Source organism: Kitasatospora sp. NPDC038210 (assembly GCF_055600605.1).
The window spans coordinates 1-18,297 of record NZ_JBVJYK010000026.1 but is presented as its reverse complement, the minus strand read 5'-3'; the positions used below and the strand labels follow the sequence as shown (position 1 = coordinate 18,297).

Here is an 18,297-nt window from a genome sequence, read left to right as displayed (position 1 = left end):
CGTTTCTCTTGACGCGGCCCCGATGCAGCCGGAACGATGCTGCTCACCCACCCAATGGACTGATTCCAGACCATTGACGAGCCGTCCGACCGTCGAACCCGTCGGGGCGACCGTGCCACGCCGTCGTGGCCCTGTGCTCCCCGGCACACCCTCAACCCCCAGGGGTGCCCATGACCGACGCACGCTCACCCGACCAGCCTGCCCCCGAAAAGTTTCCGCAGAACGCCGCTCCCGTTTCCGCCGACGAACAACGGCTCCGCGAGCTGGGCTACACCCAGGAACTGGCCCGCTCGATGTCGGGCTTCTCCAACTTCGCCGTCTCCTTCTCCATCGTCTCGATCCTCTCCGGCTGCCTGACCCTGTACGGGACGGGCATGAAGACCGGGGGCCCGGCCCTGATCATCTGGGGCTGGCCGGTGGTCGGCCTGCTCACGCTCTGCGTCGGGCTCGCCATGGCCGAGATCTGCTCCAGCTACCCGACGGCCGGCGGGCTCTACTACTGGGCGGCCAAGCTGACCCGCACCCGCGGCCCGGCGTGGAGCTGGTTCACCGGCTGGTTCAACTTCCTCGGCCAGGTCGCGGTGACCGCGGGCGTCGACTTCGGCGCCGCGTTCTTCACCAACGCCTTCCTCACGCTGCGCTTCGGGATCGAGGCCAGCCCCGCGCACACCATGGAGATCTTCGCCGTCATCCTGCTGGTGCACGGCCTGCTCAACACCCGCGGGGTGCGCCTGGTCGCCGTCCTCAACAGCGTGTCCGTGTGGTGGCACCTGGTGGGCGTCGCGATCATCGTCGGCGCGCTCGCCGTACTCCCCGACCAGCACGCCTCGGCCTCCTTCGTGCTCACCGAGTTCGTCAACGGGACCGGCTTCCACAACCAGTTCTACGTGGCGATGATCGGCCTGCTGATGGCGCAGTACACCCTCACCGGCTACGACGCCTCCGCGCACATGACCGAGGAGACCCACGACGCCGCCCGCTCCGGCCCCCGCGGCATCGTCAACGCCATCACCGTCTCCCTGGCGGCGGGCTGGATCCTGCTGCTCGGCATCACCTTCGCGATCCGCGACTACGACGGCGCGCTCAACAGCGACACCCAGGTCCCGCCCGCGCAGATCTTCATCGACGCGATCGGCGACGGCGGCGCCCAGGTCCTGCTGCTGATCGTCATCGGCGCCCAGTTCTTCTGCGGGATGGCCTCCGTCACCGCCAACTCCCGCATGATCTACGCCTTCTCCCGGGACGGCGCACTGCCCGGCTCCCGCCTGTGGCACCGCATCGACCCGCGCACCCAGACCCCGACCAACGCGGTCTGGCTCGCGACCGGTGGTGCCCTGCTGCTCGGACTGCCCGCACTCTGGAACACCACCGCGTACACCGCCGTGACCTCCATCTCCGTCATCGGCCTGTACATCTCCTACGTCATCCCGGTGTACCTGCGGCTGCGCCAGGGCGAGGACTTCCAGCGCGGGCCCTGGCACCTGGGACGGTGGAGCCGGCCGATCGGCATCGTCGCGGTCGTCTGGACCGCGGTGATCACCGTCCTGTTCATGCTCCCCACCGCAAGCCCGATCACCGCCGAGAGCTTCAACTACACACCCGTCGCGGTGGCCGTCGTGGTCGGCTTCGCCGGCATCTGGTGGCTGGTCTCCGCCCGGCACTGGTTCACCGGGCCGCACGTCCACGGCACCCCGTCCGACCCCGACGCACTGGACACCGAACTGGAGGTCCGATGACCCGCCCCCGGCTCACCCTCGACGAGCTGCGCACCCGCGTCGCCGACGGGTCCGTCGACACCGTCGTGCTCGCCATGACCGACATGCAGGGGCGTCTCCAGGGCAAACGCGTCGCCGCCGAGTACTTCCTCGCCGACGTCGTGCCCGGCGCCGCGGAGGGCTGCGGCTACCTGCTGGCCGTCGACGTCGACATGAACACCGTCGACGGGTACGAGGTCTCCTCCTGGGAGAACGGCTACGGCGACCTGACGCTGCGCCCCGACCTCGCCACCCTGCGGACCATCCCCTGGCACCCCGCCACCGTCATGGTCCAGTGCGACGTCGTCCACCACGACGGCACCCCGGTCGCCGTCTCCCCCCGCCAGATCCTGCAGCGCCAGCTCGACCGGCTGGCCGGCTACGGCTGGCAGGCCCACGCCGCCACCGAGCTGGAGTTCATCGTCTTCCGGGACAGCTACGAACAGGCCTGGGACAAGGACTACACCCGGCTCACCCCGGCCAACCAGTACAACGTGGACTACTCCATCCTCGGCACCGGCCGGATCGAGCCCCTGCTGCGCAGGCTGCGCAACGGCATGGCCGGGGCCGGCCTCACCGTCGAGTCCGCCAAGGGCGAGTGCAACCTCGGCCAGCACGAGATCGCCTTCAAGTACGCCGACGCCCTCACCACCTGCGACGACCACTCCGTCTACAAGACCGGCGCCAAGGAGATCGCCGCCCAGGAGGGCTGCAGCCTCACGTTCATGGCGAAGTACGACGAACGCGAGGGCAACTCCTGCCACATCCACCTGAGCCTGCGCGACGAGCAGGGCGCCCCGGTGTTCGCCGGTGACCGCCCGCACGGCTTCTCCCGCACCATGGAGCACTTCCTCGCCGGACAGCTCGCCTGCCTGGCCGACTTCGCCCTGCTGCTCGCCCCCACCGTCAACTCCTACAAGCGCTACGTGCCCGGCAGCTTCGCGCCCACCGCCATCGCCTGGGGGCGGGACAACCGCACCTGCGCCCTGCGCGTCGTCGGCCACGGCCAGTCGCTGCGCTTCGAGAACCGCGTCCCCGGCGGCGACGTCAACCCGTACCTCGCGGTCGCCGCCCTGATCGCCGCCGGACTGCACGGGGTCGAGCAGCAGCTCGAACTCGAACCGGAGTTCACCGGCAACGCGTACGCCTCCGCCGCGCCCCGGGTGCCCGCCACCCTGCGCGACGCGGTCGACGCGTTCGAACGCAGCGCCGTCGCCACCGAAGCCTTCGGCAAGGACGTCGTCCGGCACTACACCCACGCCGGACGCACCGAACTGGCCTCCTACGAGCGGGCGGTGACCGACTGGGAGCGGCGCCGCGGATTCGAGCGGCTGTGACGCGCGACAACCGCCGACGACCGCTGATCGGCATCACCAGCTACCAGGACGACGCCGCGTGGTCCGTCTGGCACCAGCGCGCCTCCCTCGTGCCCCAGACGTACGTCGACGCCGTCGTCCGCGCGGGCGGCACCCCGGTGCTGCTGCCGCCCCAGCCCGGCGGCACCGACCACCTGCTCGACGCCCTGGACGGACTCGTGCTGGCCGGCGGCCCGGACGTCGACCCGGCCCGGTACGCGACGGACGCGGACCCGCGCACCGGCCCGCCGCACCACGCCCGCGACGACTGGGAGAGCACGCTCCTGCACACCGCCCTGAGCCGGGACCTTCCGGTGCTCGGCGTCTGCCGCGGCATGCAGCTGCTCAACGTCGAACTCGGCGGCACCCTGCTCCAGCACCTGCCCGACGGGAGCCACCAGACCGTCCCCGCCCGCTACGTCCGCCACCGGGTCGCCCTGGTGGCGGGCAGCCGGCTCGCCGACGTCCTGGGGCCGACCACCGAGGTCTCCTGCTACCACCACCAGGCCGTCGACCGGCTCGGCGCCGGTCTGCAGGTCACCGCCCGCAGCGCCGACGGCACCGTCGAGGCACTCGAACTGGCGGGCCACCGCTTCGCGCTGGGCGTCCAGTGGCACCCCGAGACCAACCCCGACGACCTGCGCCTGTTCCAGGCCCTGGTCGCCGCCGGCCAGACCACCTCCACGCACAGGGAGACAGCTCCATGACCGAACCGGACCTCTACGAGGTCGTCAACCCCGCCACCGAGGAGGTGATCACCACCGTCGAACTGGCCGGCCTCGCCGAGACCGACGCCGCCGTCGCCCGCGCCCGCGCCGCCTTCGACACCTGGCGCCGGGTCGCCCCCGCCGACCGGGCCCGGCTGCTGCGCGCCTTCGCCGCCGCCGTCGACGCCGACCGCGACCACCTCGCCGCCCTGGAGGTCGCCAACGCCGGCCACACCATCGGCAACGCCCGCTGGGAGGCGGGCAACGCGCGGGACGTCATCGAGTACTACGCCGCCGCGCCCGAGCGGCTGTTCGGCCGGCAGATCCCCGTCGCCGGCGGCATCGACGTCACCTTCCAGGAACCGATCGGCGTGGTCGGCGTCATCGTGCCGTGGAACTTCCCCATGCCGATCGCCGCCTGGGCCCTCGCCCCGGCGCTGGCGGCCGGCAACACCGTCATCGTCAAGCCCGCCGAACTCACCCCGCTCACCGCCCTGCGCCTCGGCGAACTCGCCCTACAGGCCGGGATCCCGGAGGGCGTGCTGCAGGTCCTGCCCGGCCGCGGCCCGGTCGTCGGACAGCGCTTCGTCACCCACCCCGACGTGCGCAAGGTCGTGTTCACCGGCTCGACCCGGGTCGGGAAGGAGATCATGGCGGGCTGCGCCGCCCAGGTGAAGCCCGTCACCCTCGAACTCGGCGGCAAGAGCGCCAACATCGTCTTCGCCGACGCCGACCTCGCCAAGGCCGCCGCGACCGCGCCGTACGCCGTCTTCGACAACGCCGGCCAGGACTGCTGCGCCCGCTCCCGGATCCTGGTCGAGGCAACCGTCCTGGACGACTTCCTGGCGCTCCTGGAGCCGGCCGTCCGCGGCGTGCGGGTCGGCGACCCGGCCGACGAGAAGACCGAGATGGGGCCGCTGATCTCCGCCGCCCACCGGGAGCGCGTCGCCTCCTACGTCCCGGACGGGTCGGCCGTCGCCTTCCGCGGCAGCGCCCCCGACGGGCCCGGCTTCTGGTACCCGCCGACCGTCCTCGCGCCGGTGGGGCACGACGACCGCGCCTTCACCGAGGAGATCTTCGGCCCGGTCGTCGCGGTCGTCCCGTTCCGCGACGAGGAGGACGCCCTGCGCATCGCGAACGCCACCGAGTACGGGCTGTCCGGCTCCATCTGGACCAGGGACGTCGGGCGGGCCCTGCGGGTCTCGCGCGGCGTGGAGGCCGGCAACCTCTCCGTCAACTCGCACTCCTCGGTGCGCTACACCACGCCCTTCGGCGGCTTCAAGCAGTCCGGCCTCGGCCGCGAACTCGGCCCGGACGCCCTGGACGCCTTCACCCAGACCAAGAACGTCTTCATCTCCACGGAGGAATGATCACCATGACCCAGCGACTCGACGGCCGGGTGGCCGTCATCACCGGCGCGGGCAGCGGCATCGGCCTGGCCACCGCCCGCCGCTTCGCCACCGAGGGGGCGAAGGTGGTCTGCGTCGACCTCGACCCCGAGACCGGCGCCAAGGCGGCGAACGAGGTCGGCGGCCTGTTCATCCAGGCCGATGTCACCGACGAGGACGCGGTGCGCGACCTCTTCCAGCGGGCCGTCGACGAGTACGGCCGGCTCGACATCACCTTCAACAACGCGGGCATCTCCCCGCCGGACGACGACTCCATCCTCACCACCGGCCTGGACGCCTGGAAGCGGGTCCAGGAGGTCAACCTGACCAGCGTCTACCTGTGCTGCAAGTACGCGATCCCGCACATGCAGCGCCAGGGCAAGGGCTCGATCATCAACACCGCCTCCTTCGTCGCCGTGATGGGCGCGGCCACCTCGCAGATCTCCTACAGCGCCTCCAAGGGCGGCGTGCTGGCGATGTCCCGCGAGCTGGGCGTGCAGTTCGCCCGCGAGGGCATCCGGGTCAACGCCCTGTGCCCCGGCCCGGTGAACACCCCGCTGCTGCAGGAACTGTTCGCCAAGGACCCGGAGCGGGCCGCCCGCCGCCTGGTCCACATCCCGCTCGGCCGCTTCGCCGAGCCCGAGGAGATCGCCGCCGCGGTCGCCTTCCTCGCCTCCGACGACTCGTCCTTCATGACCGCCAACACCTTCCTCGTCGACGGAGGCATCTCCGGCGCCTACGTGACGCCGCAGTAGCAGGCCGCACGCGGGAAGGGGCGTCCGCCGGAACGGACGCCCCTTCCCGCGTTCCCGCGGGTCAACGGATCAGCGGGTCAGCGGGTCAGCGGGGCCCGGGTCAGCGCACGGTGACGGTGAAGACCGGGGAGGCGGTGTCGCCGCTGACGGTGCGCAGCTCGTTCAGGCCCTTGAGGCCGAGCTTCACGCCGAGCGAGTAGGAGCCGTTGCGGGCGGTGGTGACGGAGGCCGGCAGCGTGACCCAGGTGCCGTGCTGCTTCTGCTGCAGGGTCACCTTGCTGCCCGCCCGGAGACCGGTGGTCGTGCCGGTGACGCGGAACAGCTGCCACGCCGGGACGGAGGAGACCGACGGCTTGGCGGTGATGGCGGCGTGCGCCACGGCGGGCTGCGCGACGGCGGCCGACTGGGCGACGACGACGGCGGGCTGGGCGACGGGGGCGGCGGCCATGGCGGTGCCCGCCAGCCCGAGGGACAGCACGCCGAGGGTGGCCACGGCGGCCAGGCGCAGGGAGTTCCGCTTGGAGACGATCACGGGTGTGCACCCCTTTCGAGGGGAGGTGGTTGTCCGGCCCGACGGCGTGGATACGGCCGTTCGGGGTCTGCCATCCCTAGGGACGCCCGGTGTCCACCGATCGGTTGTGGACGGAACGTCACCACCGCGTAACAGTCGGCGATCATGTGCCGCGCGGCACGCGGCGGGCCGCAACCCGGCGCAGCCGACCCGCGAGGTCAGAATGAGGCATGCCACCAAGCCCCGACCCGGCCGGTCCCCCGCCGGGGACACCCGCTCCGGCCGGCGAACGCGGCGAGCACTGGTGGCCGGTGGCGCTGGCCGTCGCGACCGCCGCGCTGCTCCACGTGGCGCTGCCCGCGACGTACCGGGTGGAGCCGATCTGGGTGGTTCCGCTGGTCATGTTCGCACTGCTGGCGGTGCTGGTCATCGGTGACCCCGGGCGGATCGACCGTCAGAAGACCTGGCTGCGCCTGGTCACCGAGGCCCTGATCGCCTTCGTCACCGCGTCGAACCTGTTCGCGGGCGTCCACCTGGTGACGGACATCCTCACCAACAACAAGCTGTTCGCCAACAACGCCACCGGCCTGCTGGCCACCGGCGGCGTGACCGCGGTGACGAACGTGATCTCCTTCGCACTCTGGTACTGGGACCTGGACCGCGGCGGCGCCGCCGCCCGCGCCCACCGGCCCGACGCGAAGCCCGCGTTCGTCTTCCCCGAGATGCAGCACAAGGCCTACGCGTCGGCCGGCTGGGTGCCGGTCTTCGCCGACTACCTGTCGCTGTCCTTCTGGACCGCGACCGCCTTCAGCCCCACCGACGTCTCCGCGATCAGGAGGTGGGCCAAACTGCTGATGATGGTGGAGGCCGCGAGCTCGCTCATCCTGGGCACCCTGGTGATCGCCCGCGCGATCAACATCCTGCAGTGACGCGAGGTCCGCCGTGACCCGGGGCCCCGCAGTCGTGCGGGCGGCCCACCCGAGCAGCCGGCGCCACCACGCGGGTGGTGGCACCCGCTGCCGGGCGACCCGCCGGGGGATTGCCCCGGTCAGGCGTTCCTGCCGCGGGCGGCCACGCGCCAGCGGTCCACGAGCTCGCCGGCCCGGACCACCGCGACGTCGTCGACGAGGTTCACCGCGACACAGACGTGGTTGGGGACCACCCGCAGCCGCTCCCCCAGCCCGGGCAGGTCGCCGCCGTCGGGCCAGACCACGGTGGCGTGGTGCTCGGAGAGCGCCGTGATGCGGGCCTCGGGGTGGTCCATGAGCCGGCCGAAGCCGGTCGCCCAGGCGGGCCGGTCACCGCCGAGGACCTTGCTGCCCGCGTCCAGGACCACCCGCCGGGGCGTGGTGTCGTCCCCCTCGTGCCGGCTGACGACGGTCGCGGCGACCGTCAGCGCGATGTCCGCGAGGGCGCACCGTCCGAGTTCGAACTGCTGGGCGTCGCCGAAGACGTAGACGCCCGGCCGCACCTCGGTCAGCGCCGGGGCCCCGCCCTCCTCCGCGCTCCCGGCCCCTTCCGAGGTCGGCTCCGGAGCCCCGGTCAGCTCCGCGGTCGGGGTGGATCCGCCGCTCACCCGCGTGATCTCGAAGCCGTCGGCGGCCAGCAGTCCGGCGGCCCGCCCGAGGGCCTGCTGTTCCTCCTCGACCGCCTTCACGGGCATGCCCGGCGCGTAGCTGTGCCCCGGGAAGGTGAACACTCCGCCGACCCGGAGCCCCGCCCCGGCCGCCGCCCGGGCCACCGCCACGGCCTGCTCCGGGAGGACGCCGCTGCGGTGGTGGCCGCTGTCGATCTCCACCACGGCCTCGATGTCGCCGGCCGCGGAGCCGAGGTGGCGGCCCGCCGCCTCGGCCGCCTCGACGGAGTCCACCCCGATCGCGATCCGCGCCGTGCCGGCGAGCCGCCGCAACCGCTCCGCCTGCCGGGGCCCGATCCACAGCGGATAGGCGATGAAGAGGTCGGTGGCGCCGTGCTCGGCGAAGACCTCGGCCTCCCCGATGGTCGCCACCGTCAGCCCGACCGCCCCCGCCGCGAGCTGCCGCGCGGCGATCTCCGGCATCTTGTGGGTCTTGGCGTGGGGACGCAGCCGCAGGCCCTTGGCCCGCAGTGCCGCTGCCATGCGCTCGATGTTCCGTTCGAGCACGTCCAGGTCGACCACGATGTCCGGAGTGTCGATCTCCGCCGGGATTCCGCTCATCTGCGTTCCTTTCGATTCGAACCGCACCGGACATGATCGCCGACATGTCGAGGACGGTCACCCCCGTCCGCTCCGTCCGTCCGCCCGTCCGACCGAGCGGTCGACGTACGACGGCCGAGCCCACCGGCCCGCAGCGGCGGGCAGTGGCGCGGATCACAGCGGGAGCCGCGCGGCCGACGAAATGCCGAAGCCGTGGAGGTGGTTGGCACGGGCAACCGTTTCCGCTCCGGCGCACACCACCGGTACCCGCGAGGATCCCCATGACCGTCACCGAGCCCGTCCCGTCCACCGAGCCCGCCTCCTCCCGCGCGGCCGAGATCCTGTCCCGGCCCGTCACGATCAACGGGCTGACCGTGCCCAACCGCATCGTGATGGCGCCGATGACCCGCAGGTTCTCCCCGGGCGGCGTGCCCGGCGAGGACGTCCGCTCGTACTACGCCCGCCGCGCCGCCGCGGGCGTCGGCCTGATCGTCACCGAGGGGACGTACGTCGGCCACGAGTCCGCCGGCCAGACCGACGACATCCCGCGCTTCCACGGCGAGGAGCAGCTGGCCGGGTGGGCCCGCGTCGCCGAGGACGTCCACGCGGCGGGCGGCACCATCGTGCCGCAGCTCTGGCACATCGGGATGGTGCGCAAGCAGGGCGACCCGCCGGTCGCCGACGCCCCCGCCGTCGGCCCGTCCGGCATCCGCCTGGACGGCACCGAGGGAACGGGCCGGGCGATGACCCGCGCCGACCTGGACGCCGTCATCGGCGCGTTCGCCGAGGCCGCCGCGGCCGCCGAGCGGATCGGCTTCGACGGCGTCGAGCTGCACGGCGCCCACGGCTACCTGCTCGACCAGTTCCTGTGGGCGGGCACCAACCGCCGCACCGACGAGTACGGCGGCGACCCGGTCGCCCGGACGAAGTTCACGGCCGAGCTCGTCGCCGCGGTGCGCGCCGCCGTCTCGCCGGAGTTCCCGGTGATCTTCCGCTACTCGCAGTGGAAGTCGGAGAACTACGACGCCCGCCTCGCCGAGACCCCGCAGGAGCTGGAGGCGATCCTCACCCCGCTCGCCGACGCCGGCGTCGACGCCTTCCACGCCTCGACCCGCCGCTACTGGCTCCCCGAGTTCGACGACTCGGACCTCAACCTGGCCGGCTGGACCCGGAAGCTCACCGGCCGCCCCACCATCACCGTCGGCTCGGTCGGCCTCGACGGCGACTTCGTCCGCGCGTTCATGGGCGAGGGCGCCCCGGTCCAGGGCATCGACAACCTGCTCGACCGCCTGGAGCGCGACGAGTTCGACCTGGTCGCCGTCGGCCGCGCCCTCCTCCAGGACCCGCAGTGGGCCGCCAAGGTCCTCTCCGGCCGCTTCGCCGACCTGCTCCCCTACGACGCCGCCGCAGTCCGCACCCTCAGCTGACCACCCCTCCCGGTGCCCCGCCCGGCCGGGCGGGGCACCGGGAGCAGGGGGTTCGGTGAGCTCTGCCCGCCGCGGATCAGCCGTCGGGCGTGGGACCGGCCCCGGGGCGCAGGTCGTCGAGGAGTCCGGCGCGGTCGGTCAGCAGGGCGGCGAGGATGACTCGGGCGACGGCCAGGAGTTCGCCGATCTCGGGGCTGGTGAGCCGGTAGACGACGGCGGCGCCCTCGCGGTGGGAGACCACCACGCCGGCGCGGCGCAGGATGGCGAGCTGCTGGGAGAGGTGGGCCGGCTCGACGCCGACCTCGGGCAGCAGTTCGGCGACGGCGTGCTCGCGTTCGCTCAGGAGCTCCAGGACGCGGATGCGCACGGGGTGACCGAGGGTTTTGAAGAACTCGGCCTTGTGCTGGTAGAGCGGCACGGCGATGACCGAGGGCCTGCGCGGCGAGTCGGCCGTCATGGGATTCACCGCCCCTGCCGGACGCTGGTTGGGCTTGGCTTCATCGGTGGAGACTGTAGCAACGTGGTCGAACGGCCTGGTCAGCGTGGGGCGAGGGCGGTCGGCCCGGGGCTATTTGCCAATATTAGCAACTGCTAAGCTACGCAACACGACAGGCTCCGGAAGCGTCTGTCGCGACGTGGCCGCCCCGGAACCGACGCCGGGGCGGCCACGCTCACCCGCTCATCCGCTCGCCCCCCGGCCGGTGGTCGTCGGTGCGCCTTCCGGGTCGCGGCGACCGGGCAGGACGCCCTTCAGGTGCTGTCGGGCGTAGCCGATGGCATCGGGGGTGGCGGCGAAGACCCGGTGCTCGGCGTGAAGAGCGTCGAGGACGCCCAGGGCGTCCAGGGTGCTCAGGTGGTCGCCCTTGACACCGGAGACCAGGACGAGGATGCCGCGCCGCTCCAGCTTGGCGATGGCGTCGCCCAGCACGAGGGCTCCCGTGGCGTCGATGGCGCTGACCCGGGACAGGCGCAGGATCACGGCCCCGACGTCGCCGGTCTCGGCGAGTTCGAGCAGGAAGCGGTGGGCGCCGGCGAAGAACAGCGGGCCGTCGAGGCGGTAGGCGACGATGTGCTCGGCGAGCAGGGCCTGTTCCTCGGCGTGGTGGTCGGCCGGCGGCAGGCCCTCGTGCAGCGGCACCCTGGTGAGCACGGCGGACCGGGCGACCTGGCGCAGGGCGAGGGCACCGGCAACCAGCAGACCGACGACGACGGCGGTGACCAGGTCGAAGGCCAGCGTCGCGGTGGCGGTCAGGGCCAGGATCGCGGCCTCCCCCCGGCCGCTGCGGGCCAGCGCGCGCAGCGAGGCCACCTCGACCATGCGGACGGCGGTGGCGATCAGCACGCCGGCGAGCGCGGCCAGCGGGATTCCCGCCACCAGCGGAGCGGCGGCGAACACCACCACGGCGAGCACCGCGGCGTGGACGAGGGCGGCGAGCCGGGAGGCCGCACCGGAGCGGACGTTGACGGCAGTACGGGCGATCGCGCCGGTCGCGGCGACACCGCCGAACAGCGGGGCGACGAGGTTGGCGACGCCCTGACCGAAGAGTTCGCGGTCGCTGTCGTGCCGCTCCGAGACGCTCATCGCGTCCGCCGCGGTCGCCGACATCAGCGACTCAAGCGCCGCGAGGGCGGCCACGGCCAGCGCTGCGCCGGCCAGGTGCGGCACCGAGCCGAGGTCGAGGAAGCCGAGCGAGGGTGCGGGCAGCCCGGTGGGCAGGTGCCCGATCGTCGCCGCGTCCAGGCCGACCAGGCCCGTCACCAGCGTGGCGGTGACCACCGCGAGCAACGAGAACGGCACACCGGGGCGCAGCCGGGCGCCGAGGAGCATGATCAGGGCGACGCCGCCCGCGAGCGCGAGCGACACCGGGCGCGGGTCGTGCGCGAAGTCGGCGACCGCGTGCCAGGCGGAGACCACGACGTTCTCCGCACCGGGCCCCGGGACACCGAGGGCCGCCGGGAGCTGCTGGAGACCGATCACTGCGGCGATCCCCACGGTGAAGCCCTCGACCACGGGGGCCGGCACGTAGGCCATGAAGCGGCCGACGCCGCCGAGCGCGGCGGCGATCAGCAGGATGCCGGACATCAGGCCGACGGTGAGGACCCCGGCGGTGCCGTACCGGTGGACGATCGGGACCAGGACGACGGTCATCGCCCCGGTCGGCCCGCTCACCTGGAGGTTGGAGCCGCCGAAGAACGCGGCCAGCGCACCGGCCACCACGGCGGTGGCGAGTCCGGCCTCCGCCCCGGCGCCGGACGCCACGCCGAAGCCGAGTGCCAGCGGCAGCGCGACGATCGCCACCGTCAGCCCCGCCACCAGGTCCTTGCGCGGCGAGCGTCCCATCGTCGCCAGCGCCGCCCGGTCCGGCAGCACGGCGCGCAGCCTCGAACCCGCCAGGTGCGCGTGGTGCGTGAAGGTCCCGCTCATGCGCCGTGGGCCTGATGTCCGGGCCGGCGGAGCTCGGCGAGCAGCGTTTCCTGGTCCGTGATCATCTCGGTGAGGATCCGGCGGGCGGCGCGCAGCAGCTCGGCCACGTCCGGCGTGCTCAGCGCGTAGAGCACGGTGCTGCCCTCGCGGGTGGCCGTCACCAGCTGGGTGCGGCGCAGCACGGCGAGCTGCTGGGACAGGTTCGAGGGCTCGACCTCGATGGCGGCCAGCAGCTCGCGCACCGGGAGCGGCCCGTCCTGCAGCAGCTCCAGGACCCGGATGCGGACCGGGTGGCCGAGCGTACGGAAGAACTCCGCCTTGGCCTGGTACAGCGGGACCGCCATCGTTCAGTCCTCCTGCTCGCCGTTCGCCGTGCGCTCCACGGCGATCCCGTGGTGGGCGGCGATCCGCAGCAGTTGCGTCACCCGGCCCGCGTACGCCTGCTCGCCGTCCTCGTCGCCGGCCTTCCCCGCCCGGACACGCAGCCGCCGGGCCTCGGCCGGCTGCTCGCGCAGCTCCTCCTGGAACACGTCGTTCATCGCCGCCCCTCCTCGATCTGCCTCCGCAGCGGCCGGGCACCGCAGCGGCCGACCGCACGGAGCCTCTCCGTCCAAGGATGCAGCATCTATGAACATGAAGAATTCTTCAACTCACGATCAACGCAAGTCGTGGGCGCGGACGGTCACCCGACTGCCCCCGCGCCTGGTCCGCCGGGTCCGCCGGTCTCAGGTGCGGACGTGGCGCTCGATGTCCTCGTTGAAGGTCTCCAGGGCCTGCGCGGTCAGGGTGGGGCGCGTGGCCGCGATCGCCGCGAGGAAGTCGTCGGTGCCGGCGGGGAGCCCCGTGCGGTGGGTGATCTCGTTCTCGAAGGCCTGCTGGGAGCCCTTGCGGGCGGCGTACTCGATGTCGGCGGGGGTGAACATCTCGCTGGCGGAGACCAGCCTGTCGACATCGACCCGCTGCGCGCTCGGCCCGAGGTACCGGCGCCAGATCGCCTCGCGCGCGACGGCGTCGGGCGGACCGACGGGGATGATGTAGTCGAAGCGGCCCGGCCGCAGGAACGCCGAGTCGAGGGTGCGCAGCGAGTTGGTGGCGCAGATCAGCAGCCGGTCGTCGTGGTCGCGGAACGCCGGGATGAGCTTGAGGAGCTCATTGGTGACACCGTGTCCGGGGTCGACCGCGGTGCCGGAGCGGGCGGCGGCGATCTCCTCGACCTCGTCGATGAAGAGCAGCACGCTGGAGAGATCGGCGAGGTCCGCGAAGACCTCGCGCAGCGAGGCCGCGAGCGCCCCGTCGGCGTCGGCCGCCAGCCGGGACGGGAACAGCTCCACGAACGGCCAGCCCAGCCGTGAGGCGACCGCCTTGGCGAACGTGGTCTTCCCGGTTCCGGGCGGACCGAAGAGGATGACCGCCTTGGGCGGGCGGACTCCGTAGCTCTCGGCCAGCTCCGGTTCGGTGAGCGGGAGCACGATCCGCCGTTCGATGGCGTCCTTGGCCGCGTGCATCCCCGCGAGCCGCTCCCACAGCCCGTGCGGCATGACCCGGCCGCCGAGCTGGGCGAGCAGCCCGGCGTCTCCCGCGTCCGGGTGTTCCAGCTTCTCGTAGTAGACCAGCCCGCTCACCTGGCGGTAGCCGGAGTTCTCCAGGGCCGCCGTCCCGGTCGAGCCGGGGGTGAGGACCGCACTGAACCGCCGCACTCCCTTCGCCCGCAGACGTTGTTCGACCTGAGTGATCAACGCGCTGCCCAGGCCACGGTTGCGCCACGCGCCGGACAGGGCGACGATCATGATCCATCCGCGTTCGCCCTCGGCACGGGCGACCGCCATGCCGACCAGCTCCTCCCCGACCAGGGCGACCACGGCCGGCTGTCCCCCGCGGGCCGCGGCGACGACGTCGGAGACGGGGAAGACCGGGAGGGACAGGTCGGCGTGCCGGCCCTGGTCCCACAGCTGGATCGCCTGGTCCAGATCGTCGTCGTGGAAGTCCCGCAGGTGCCACACTGGCACGGCTTCCTCCTCGGCCCCCGAGCCCCTGCACGGCCCCGGTGCGCTGCGCCCGCGAGGGCTGCCCTCGCCCCGGTCCCCCTCGGGGCCATTGTCCGCGCGGCGGTCGCGGCGGGCGACCAGAACACACCGCTCGGCCGGCACCGGGCGGGCCCGCTGCCCGTAGCGGTGCGCAGTCGGGCGGTGGCCGCCGCCGGCTGCGGCCGGACGGGAGCCGCAGGACGGCCGAACGGCAGGGCAGCCGAACGGCCGGCCGTCAGGCATCCGGCCCAGCTCCACGGGCGCCCACCACACCGGACTGGTGAGCTGTGCGGGGAGTCCACGACCCGACCACGACCCGACCGGGCTCCCACGGCTCCTGGAGGAGGACTTCGTGCCGGACCCGACGTCGTCGTACGCCGACCTGCGCGCCCTGGTGATCAACTGCACGCTGAAGCGTTCCCCGGAGCGCAGCCACACCCAGGGCCTGATCGACGTCAGCACCGGCATCCTGGAACGCCAGGGTGTCCAGGTCGACGTCCTGCGCGCGGTGGACATCGACATCGCGACGGGCGTCTGGCCGGACATGACCGAGCACGGCTGGGAGACCGACGAGTGGCCGGTGATCTACTCCCAGGTGATGGCCGCCGACATCCTCACGCTGGCCGGACCCGTGTGGCTCGGGGACAACTCCTCCGTGATGAAGAAGGTCATCGAGCGGCTGTACGCCTGCTCGTCGATCCTCAACTCCGAGGGCCAGTACGCCTACTACGGCCGGGTCGGCGGCTGCCTGATCACCGGCAACGAGGACGGCGCCAAGCACTGCGCGATGAACGTCCTCTACAGCCTCCAGCACCTCGGCTACACCATCCCGCCGCAGGCCGACGCCGGCTGGGTCGGCGAAGCAGGCCCCGGGCCCTCCTACCTCGACCCCGGCTCCGGCGGCCCGGACAACGACTTCACCAACCGCAACACCACCTTCATGACCTGGAACCAGCTCCACCTCGCCCGCATGCTCAAGGACGCCGGAGGCATCCCCGCCCACGGCAACCAGCGCTCCGAGTGGGACGCCGGCTGCCGCTTCGACTCCGACAACCCCGAACACCGCTGATCAGCCGGTCATCTGTCTGACGGGGCCGGAGGGCCGACCAGGGATCGTTGATCGCCGCGTGGTGGAACTTCATCGGCCGATCCGATGACGGGATCTACGACGGCGCCCGACTGCCCGCTCCGGAGCTGCCCGGCATCCCGCTGAAGTCACGCGGGCAGGTGCTCTGACCTGGGGAAACGTTCGGCTGGACGGACTGCACTCCTGAGGGCGGCCGCCGTGCCGGGACAGTCGATTCGCTGCCTGTCCGGCGCCTGTGACCAGGGTTCGGACGGGAGGACGAAGCCGCCAGCGCCTCGAACTCGTGCCGGTGCGCGAGCAGCCAGACCGGGCACAAGCCCACCTGGGCTTCGACCGGCCGTCGGCTTGATGCGGCCGGGAAGCCTGTGCACTTCGCCTGCGAAGCAACCAGTCGCCAGTCGTTCGCGACCGTCCATGGCGCCTACCTGTCCGGTGTCCGCGCGGCCAAGGAGATCGTCGGCTGATGCCTTCGGCGGGGGAAGCGTAACCGCCGCCACTGGCGGCCCGGACCAGGACCGCAGGGACCGTCTCCGACTCCGTGCGATCGGCAATGAAGGCAGTTGCCGACCCCAACCGGATGTGCCACCTCGCGACTCCGTGGAGATAATCACCCAGCTCATTGCCCCGTCTGCTGGATCAAGGTGAAGTATGCCGCCGAACGTCACTGCTGTGACCGCAGCAGCCGCTCCTGCGGTACCGCTCCCGTCCTCGTCCGGGAACGTCAAGCTCGCGCCCCTTGTCGCGCTGATCTTCTTCAGTGTCTCCGGCGGGGCCTATGGAATCGAGGGCCTCTTCTCCACCTCGGGTCCGGGTGTCGGCGTGCTCCTTCTGCTGGTCACGCCCCTCGTTTACGGTGTGCCGCACGCCATGGTCTGCGCCGAGCTCGGCACGGCGATCCCGGTCGACGGCGGCTACTACCACTGGGTCCGGCGCGGGCTGGGGCGGTTCTGGGGTTTCCAGCAGGGCATGCTCAGCTGGCTCTGCGGCTTCGTGGATCTGGCGGTCTACCCGGTACTGTTCACCGATTACCTGCAGTCCATGGTCGACTGGGCCGCCCCCGGGAGGCACGTGCTGTTCACTGCGGGCCGCCTCCAGTTCGATCTGCACTGGTTCATCTGCCTTGGCGTGATCACCGTCTGCGTACTGATCAACCTCACCGGAACGGCCGGAGTCGGCCGTTTCTCCGTCGTGATGGCGGTCATCTGTCTTGCCCCGTTGCTGCTGCTCAGCGTCATCGGGTATGTACACATGATCGGTACCGAGGTCAACCCTGTCAGCCAACTGACCAGTACACCAGGCCAGTCGGTCGGCAACGCCTTCGGTGCGGGCCTCTTCCTTGCCATGTGGAACTACAGCGGCTGGGACAACGTCTCGGCCTACACCGGTGAAATCGAGAATCCCCGTCGCCAGTTGCCGAAGGCACTCGCCATATCCGTCGTGGCCATCGCGGCCGGCTATCTGCTCCCCGCAGTTGCCGCGCTCACGCTCGGCCCCGCGGGGCCTGCCGGCTGGAAGAGCTGGCACAGCGGGTCCTTCGCGGACGCAGCCGGAACACTGGCCGGGCCCTGGCTGCAGACCGCCGTGACGGCCGGCGGCATGCTGGCCTCGGCTGCGATGTTCTCCGCCCTCCTCACCTCCAGCGCTCGGGTGCCCTTCGTCCTGGCGCAGGACGGCTTCCTCCCGAACCGGGTGGCTCGGAGGAGCAGGCGTCGCCAGGTGCCGGTCGCTTCCCTCATCGGTTCATCCGCGGTCTACGCCTTGTTCTGTCTCAGCAGCTTCAGCAACCTGATCATCGTCGACGTCTTCCTCACCAACATCACGCTGCTGCTTGAGGTCGCCGCTCTCATCGCCCTGCGCCTCCGTGAACCACACCTGGAGCGCCCCTACCGACTCCCCGGCGGAGCCGTCGGACTGGCCGTCGTTGCCGCGACCCTCACCGGGGTCTGCGCCTGGGCCGCCTGGCAGCAATACGCGGAGAACGGCACCAAGGCCGTGATCTACTGCCTCGTCGCCATGGGTGCCTGCGCACTTCTGTACGTCCCGATGACCCGGTACCGGCGCGCCGCCGGAACACCGGCGTAGCCGCCCTTCGCGGGGTCGGGGCGGTCTGGAATCCCAGACCGCCCCGGCCCCCGCCGCACCCGGTCGTTCCGAAGGCTGCACGTCCGACGACAGCAGCAACCGACGTGCTTCAGAGGCCGGTCAACGTCTCCTCAGCCGGCGATCTCCTTGGCTGCGCGGATGCCGGAGAGGTAGGCGCCGTGGACGGTCGCGAAGGAGGACCGGTGCGTGGCCTCGCCCGCGAATTGGACACGCCCGGCGATACGGGCCGCGAGCTGGTCCCGCATCGCCGGCATCGAGCCGACCTTGTCGTACGAATGTGCACCCATTGGGGTGATGTTGTGATGATCCGGCGCTCGCCCAGGCGCCCCCGCGGGCCGGAGCTAGTGAGCTGGTTCGGAGTCGGTTCGTCGCCACATGAGTTGCCGTGCGTACCGAGTTCCGGGGAACGGCTGCGGCCGGGACTGCGAGCGCGGTGTGCTGGGGTGCGTGGGTGACAGCAGGCTGGAGCCGCTTGTGCTCTCCGAGGCGGAGCGGCAGGTGTTGCAGTGCTGGGTGAAACGCAGGACGACCGCGCAGGGGCTGGCCCTGCGGGCACGGATCGTTCTGGCGTGTGCGGAGGGCAGC

At 72.1% G+C, this 18,297-nt stretch carries 18 protein-coding genes and 1 pseudogene; 11 read left to right on the top strand and 8 right to left on the bottom strand.

The genetic code is table 11. The features are described from left to right. Positions 1–170 precede the first annotated feature (170 nt). The 5 genes from ACZ7KX_RS34835 to ACZ7KX_RS34815 are packed head-to-tail and all read left to right on the top strand — an operon-like array spanning position 171 to position 5,959. Positions 171–1,736, top strand: coding sequence for an amino acid permease (locus tag ACZ7KX_RS34835; RefSeq protein WP_470329992.1), 1,566 nt, complete (start codon positions 171–173; stop codon positions 1,734–1,736). Next, positions 1,733–3,091, top strand: a complete 1,359-nt coding sequence (locus ACZ7KX_RS34830; protein ID WP_350520757.1) for a glutamine synthetase family protein — start codon at positions 1,733–1,735, stop codon at positions 3,089–3,091. The genes ACZ7KX_RS34835 and ACZ7KX_RS34830 overlap by 4 nt, the downstream gene beginning before the upstream one ends. Further along, positions 3,088–3,816, top strand: a complete 729-nt coding sequence (locus ACZ7KX_RS34825; protein ID WP_470329991.1) for a gamma-glutamyl-gamma-aminobutyrate hydrolase family protein — start codon at positions 3,088–3,090, stop codon at positions 3,814–3,816. The genes ACZ7KX_RS34830 and ACZ7KX_RS34825 overlap by 4 nt, the downstream gene beginning before the upstream one ends. Then, positions 3,813–5,186, top strand: coding sequence for an aldehyde dehydrogenase family protein (locus ACZ7KX_RS34820; RefSeq protein WP_470329990.1), 1,374 nt, complete (start codon positions 3,813–3,815; stop codon positions 5,184–5,186). The genes ACZ7KX_RS34825 and ACZ7KX_RS34820 overlap by 4 nt, the downstream gene beginning before the upstream one ends. Beyond that, a complete protein-coding gene (locus ACZ7KX_RS34815) occupies positions 5,183–5,959 on the top strand; it encodes a 3-oxoacyl-ACP reductase (RefSeq protein ID WP_470329989.1) in 777 nt (258 codons plus the stop codon). The genes ACZ7KX_RS34820 and ACZ7KX_RS34815 overlap by 4 nt, the downstream gene beginning before the upstream one ends. A gap of 100 nt (positions 5,960–6,059) precedes the next feature. Here the strand turns inward: ACZ7KX_RS34815 and ACZ7KX_RS34810 are convergent, their stop codons facing one another. After that, positions 6,060–6,488, bottom strand: coding sequence for a hypothetical protein (locus ACZ7KX_RS34810; RefSeq protein ID WP_470330067.1), 429 nt, complete (start codon positions 6,486–6,488; stop codon positions 6,060–6,062). A 212-nt stretch (positions 6,489–6,700) separates the two neighbouring features. Between ACZ7KX_RS34810 and ACZ7KX_RS34805 the strand changes: the two genes are divergently transcribed. After that, the gene (locus ACZ7KX_RS34805) at positions 6,701–7,399 is read left to right on the top strand and encodes a hypothetical protein (RefSeq protein WP_470329988.1); all 699 of its coding nucleotides are present in this window, start codon (positions 6,701–6,703) and stop codon (positions 7,397–7,399) included. 119 nt (positions 7,400–7,518) lie between these two features. On the opposite strand, the gene ACZ7KX_RS34800 is transcribed toward ACZ7KX_RS34805, so the two are convergent. Further along, entirely contained in the window at positions 7,519–8,667 is a 1,149-nt protein-coding gene (locus ACZ7KX_RS34800; protein ID WP_470329987.1) for a D-TA family PLP-dependent enzyme, read from the bottom strand. 260 nt (positions 8,668–8,927) lie between these two features. Between ACZ7KX_RS34800 and ACZ7KX_RS34795 the strand changes: the two genes are divergently transcribed. After that, positions 8,928–10,073 carry an NADH:flavin oxidoreductase gene (locus ACZ7KX_RS34795; RefSeq protein WP_470329986.1) on the top strand — a complete coding sequence of 382 codons (1,146 nt, stop codon included), beginning with the start codon at positions 8,928–8,930 and terminating at the stop codon, positions 10,071–10,073. Positions 10,074–10,149: 76 nt separating this feature from the next. Here the strand turns inward: ACZ7KX_RS34795 and ACZ7KX_RS34790 are convergent, their stop codons facing one another. The 5 genes from ACZ7KX_RS34790 to ACZ7KX_RS34770 form a co-directional block, all read right to left on the bottom strand. Beyond that, positions 10,150–10,497, bottom strand: coding sequence for an ArsR/SmtB family transcription factor (locus ACZ7KX_RS34790; RefSeq protein WP_470330066.1), 348 nt, complete (start codon positions 10,495–10,497; stop codon positions 10,150–10,152). Positions 10,498–10,752: 255 nt separating this feature from the next. Next, positions 10,753–12,498 (bottom strand): SulP family inorganic anion transporter, encoded by a 1,746-nt coding sequence (locus ACZ7KX_RS34785; protein ID WP_470329985.1) that lies wholly within the window; start codon positions 12,496–12,498, stop codon positions 10,753–10,755. Next, positions 12,495–12,842, bottom strand: a complete 348-nt coding sequence (locus tag ACZ7KX_RS34780; protein WP_470329984.1) for an ArsR/SmtB family transcription factor — start codon at positions 12,840–12,842, stop codon at positions 12,495–12,497. The genes ACZ7KX_RS34785 and ACZ7KX_RS34780 overlap by 4 nt, the downstream gene beginning before the upstream one ends. Before the next feature lie 3 nt (positions 12,843–12,845). Continuing rightward, a complete protein-coding gene (locus ACZ7KX_RS34775) occupies positions 12,846–13,037 on the bottom strand; it encodes a hypothetical protein (RefSeq protein WP_470329983.1) in 192 nt (63 codons plus the stop codon). 186 nt (positions 13,038–13,223) lie between these two features. After that, positions 13,224–14,504 (bottom strand): ATP-binding protein, encoded by a 1,281-nt coding sequence (locus ACZ7KX_RS34770; protein WP_470329982.1) that lies wholly within the window; start codon positions 14,502–14,504, stop codon positions 13,224–13,226. A 370-nt stretch (positions 14,505–14,874) separates the two neighbouring features. On the opposite strand from ACZ7KX_RS34770, the gene ACZ7KX_RS34765 reads away from it, so the two are divergent. The 3 genes from ACZ7KX_RS34765 (at position 14,875) to ACZ7KX_RS34755 (ending at position 17,691) form a co-directional block, all read left to right on the top strand. After that, complete coding sequence (locus ACZ7KX_RS34765) at positions 14,875–15,591, top strand: flavodoxin family protein (RefSeq protein ID WP_470329981.1); 717 nt, start codon at positions 14,875–14,877, stop codon at positions 15,589–15,591. Positions 15,592–15,974: 383 nt separating this feature from the next. Beyond that, positions 15,975–16,073, top strand: coding sequence for an FAD-dependent oxidoreductase (locus ACZ7KX_RS34760; RefSeq protein ID WP_470329980.1), 99 nt, complete (start codon positions 15,975–15,977; stop codon positions 16,071–16,073). A 205-nt stretch (positions 16,074–16,278) separates the two neighbouring features. Beyond that, a complete protein-coding gene (locus ACZ7KX_RS34755; protein ID WP_470329979.1) occupies positions 16,279–17,691 on the top strand; it encodes an APC family permease in 1,413 nt (470 codons plus the stop codon). A 131-nt stretch (positions 17,692–17,822) separates the two neighbouring features. Here the strand turns inward: ACZ7KX_RS34755 and ACZ7KX_RS34750 are convergent, their stop codons facing one another. Further along, the gene (locus ACZ7KX_RS34750) at positions 17,823–17,999 is read right to left on the bottom strand and encodes an FAD-dependent oxidoreductase (RefSeq protein ID WP_470329978.1); all 177 of its coding nucleotides are present in this window, start codon (positions 17,997–17,999) and stop codon (positions 17,823–17,825) included. Positions 18,000–18,159: 160 nt separating this feature from the next. On the opposite strand from ACZ7KX_RS34750, the pseudogene ACZ7KX_RS34745 reads away from it, so the two are divergent. After that, positions 18,160–18,297, top strand: a pseudogene (locus ACZ7KX_RS34745) (IS630 family transposase); the annotation flags it as partial.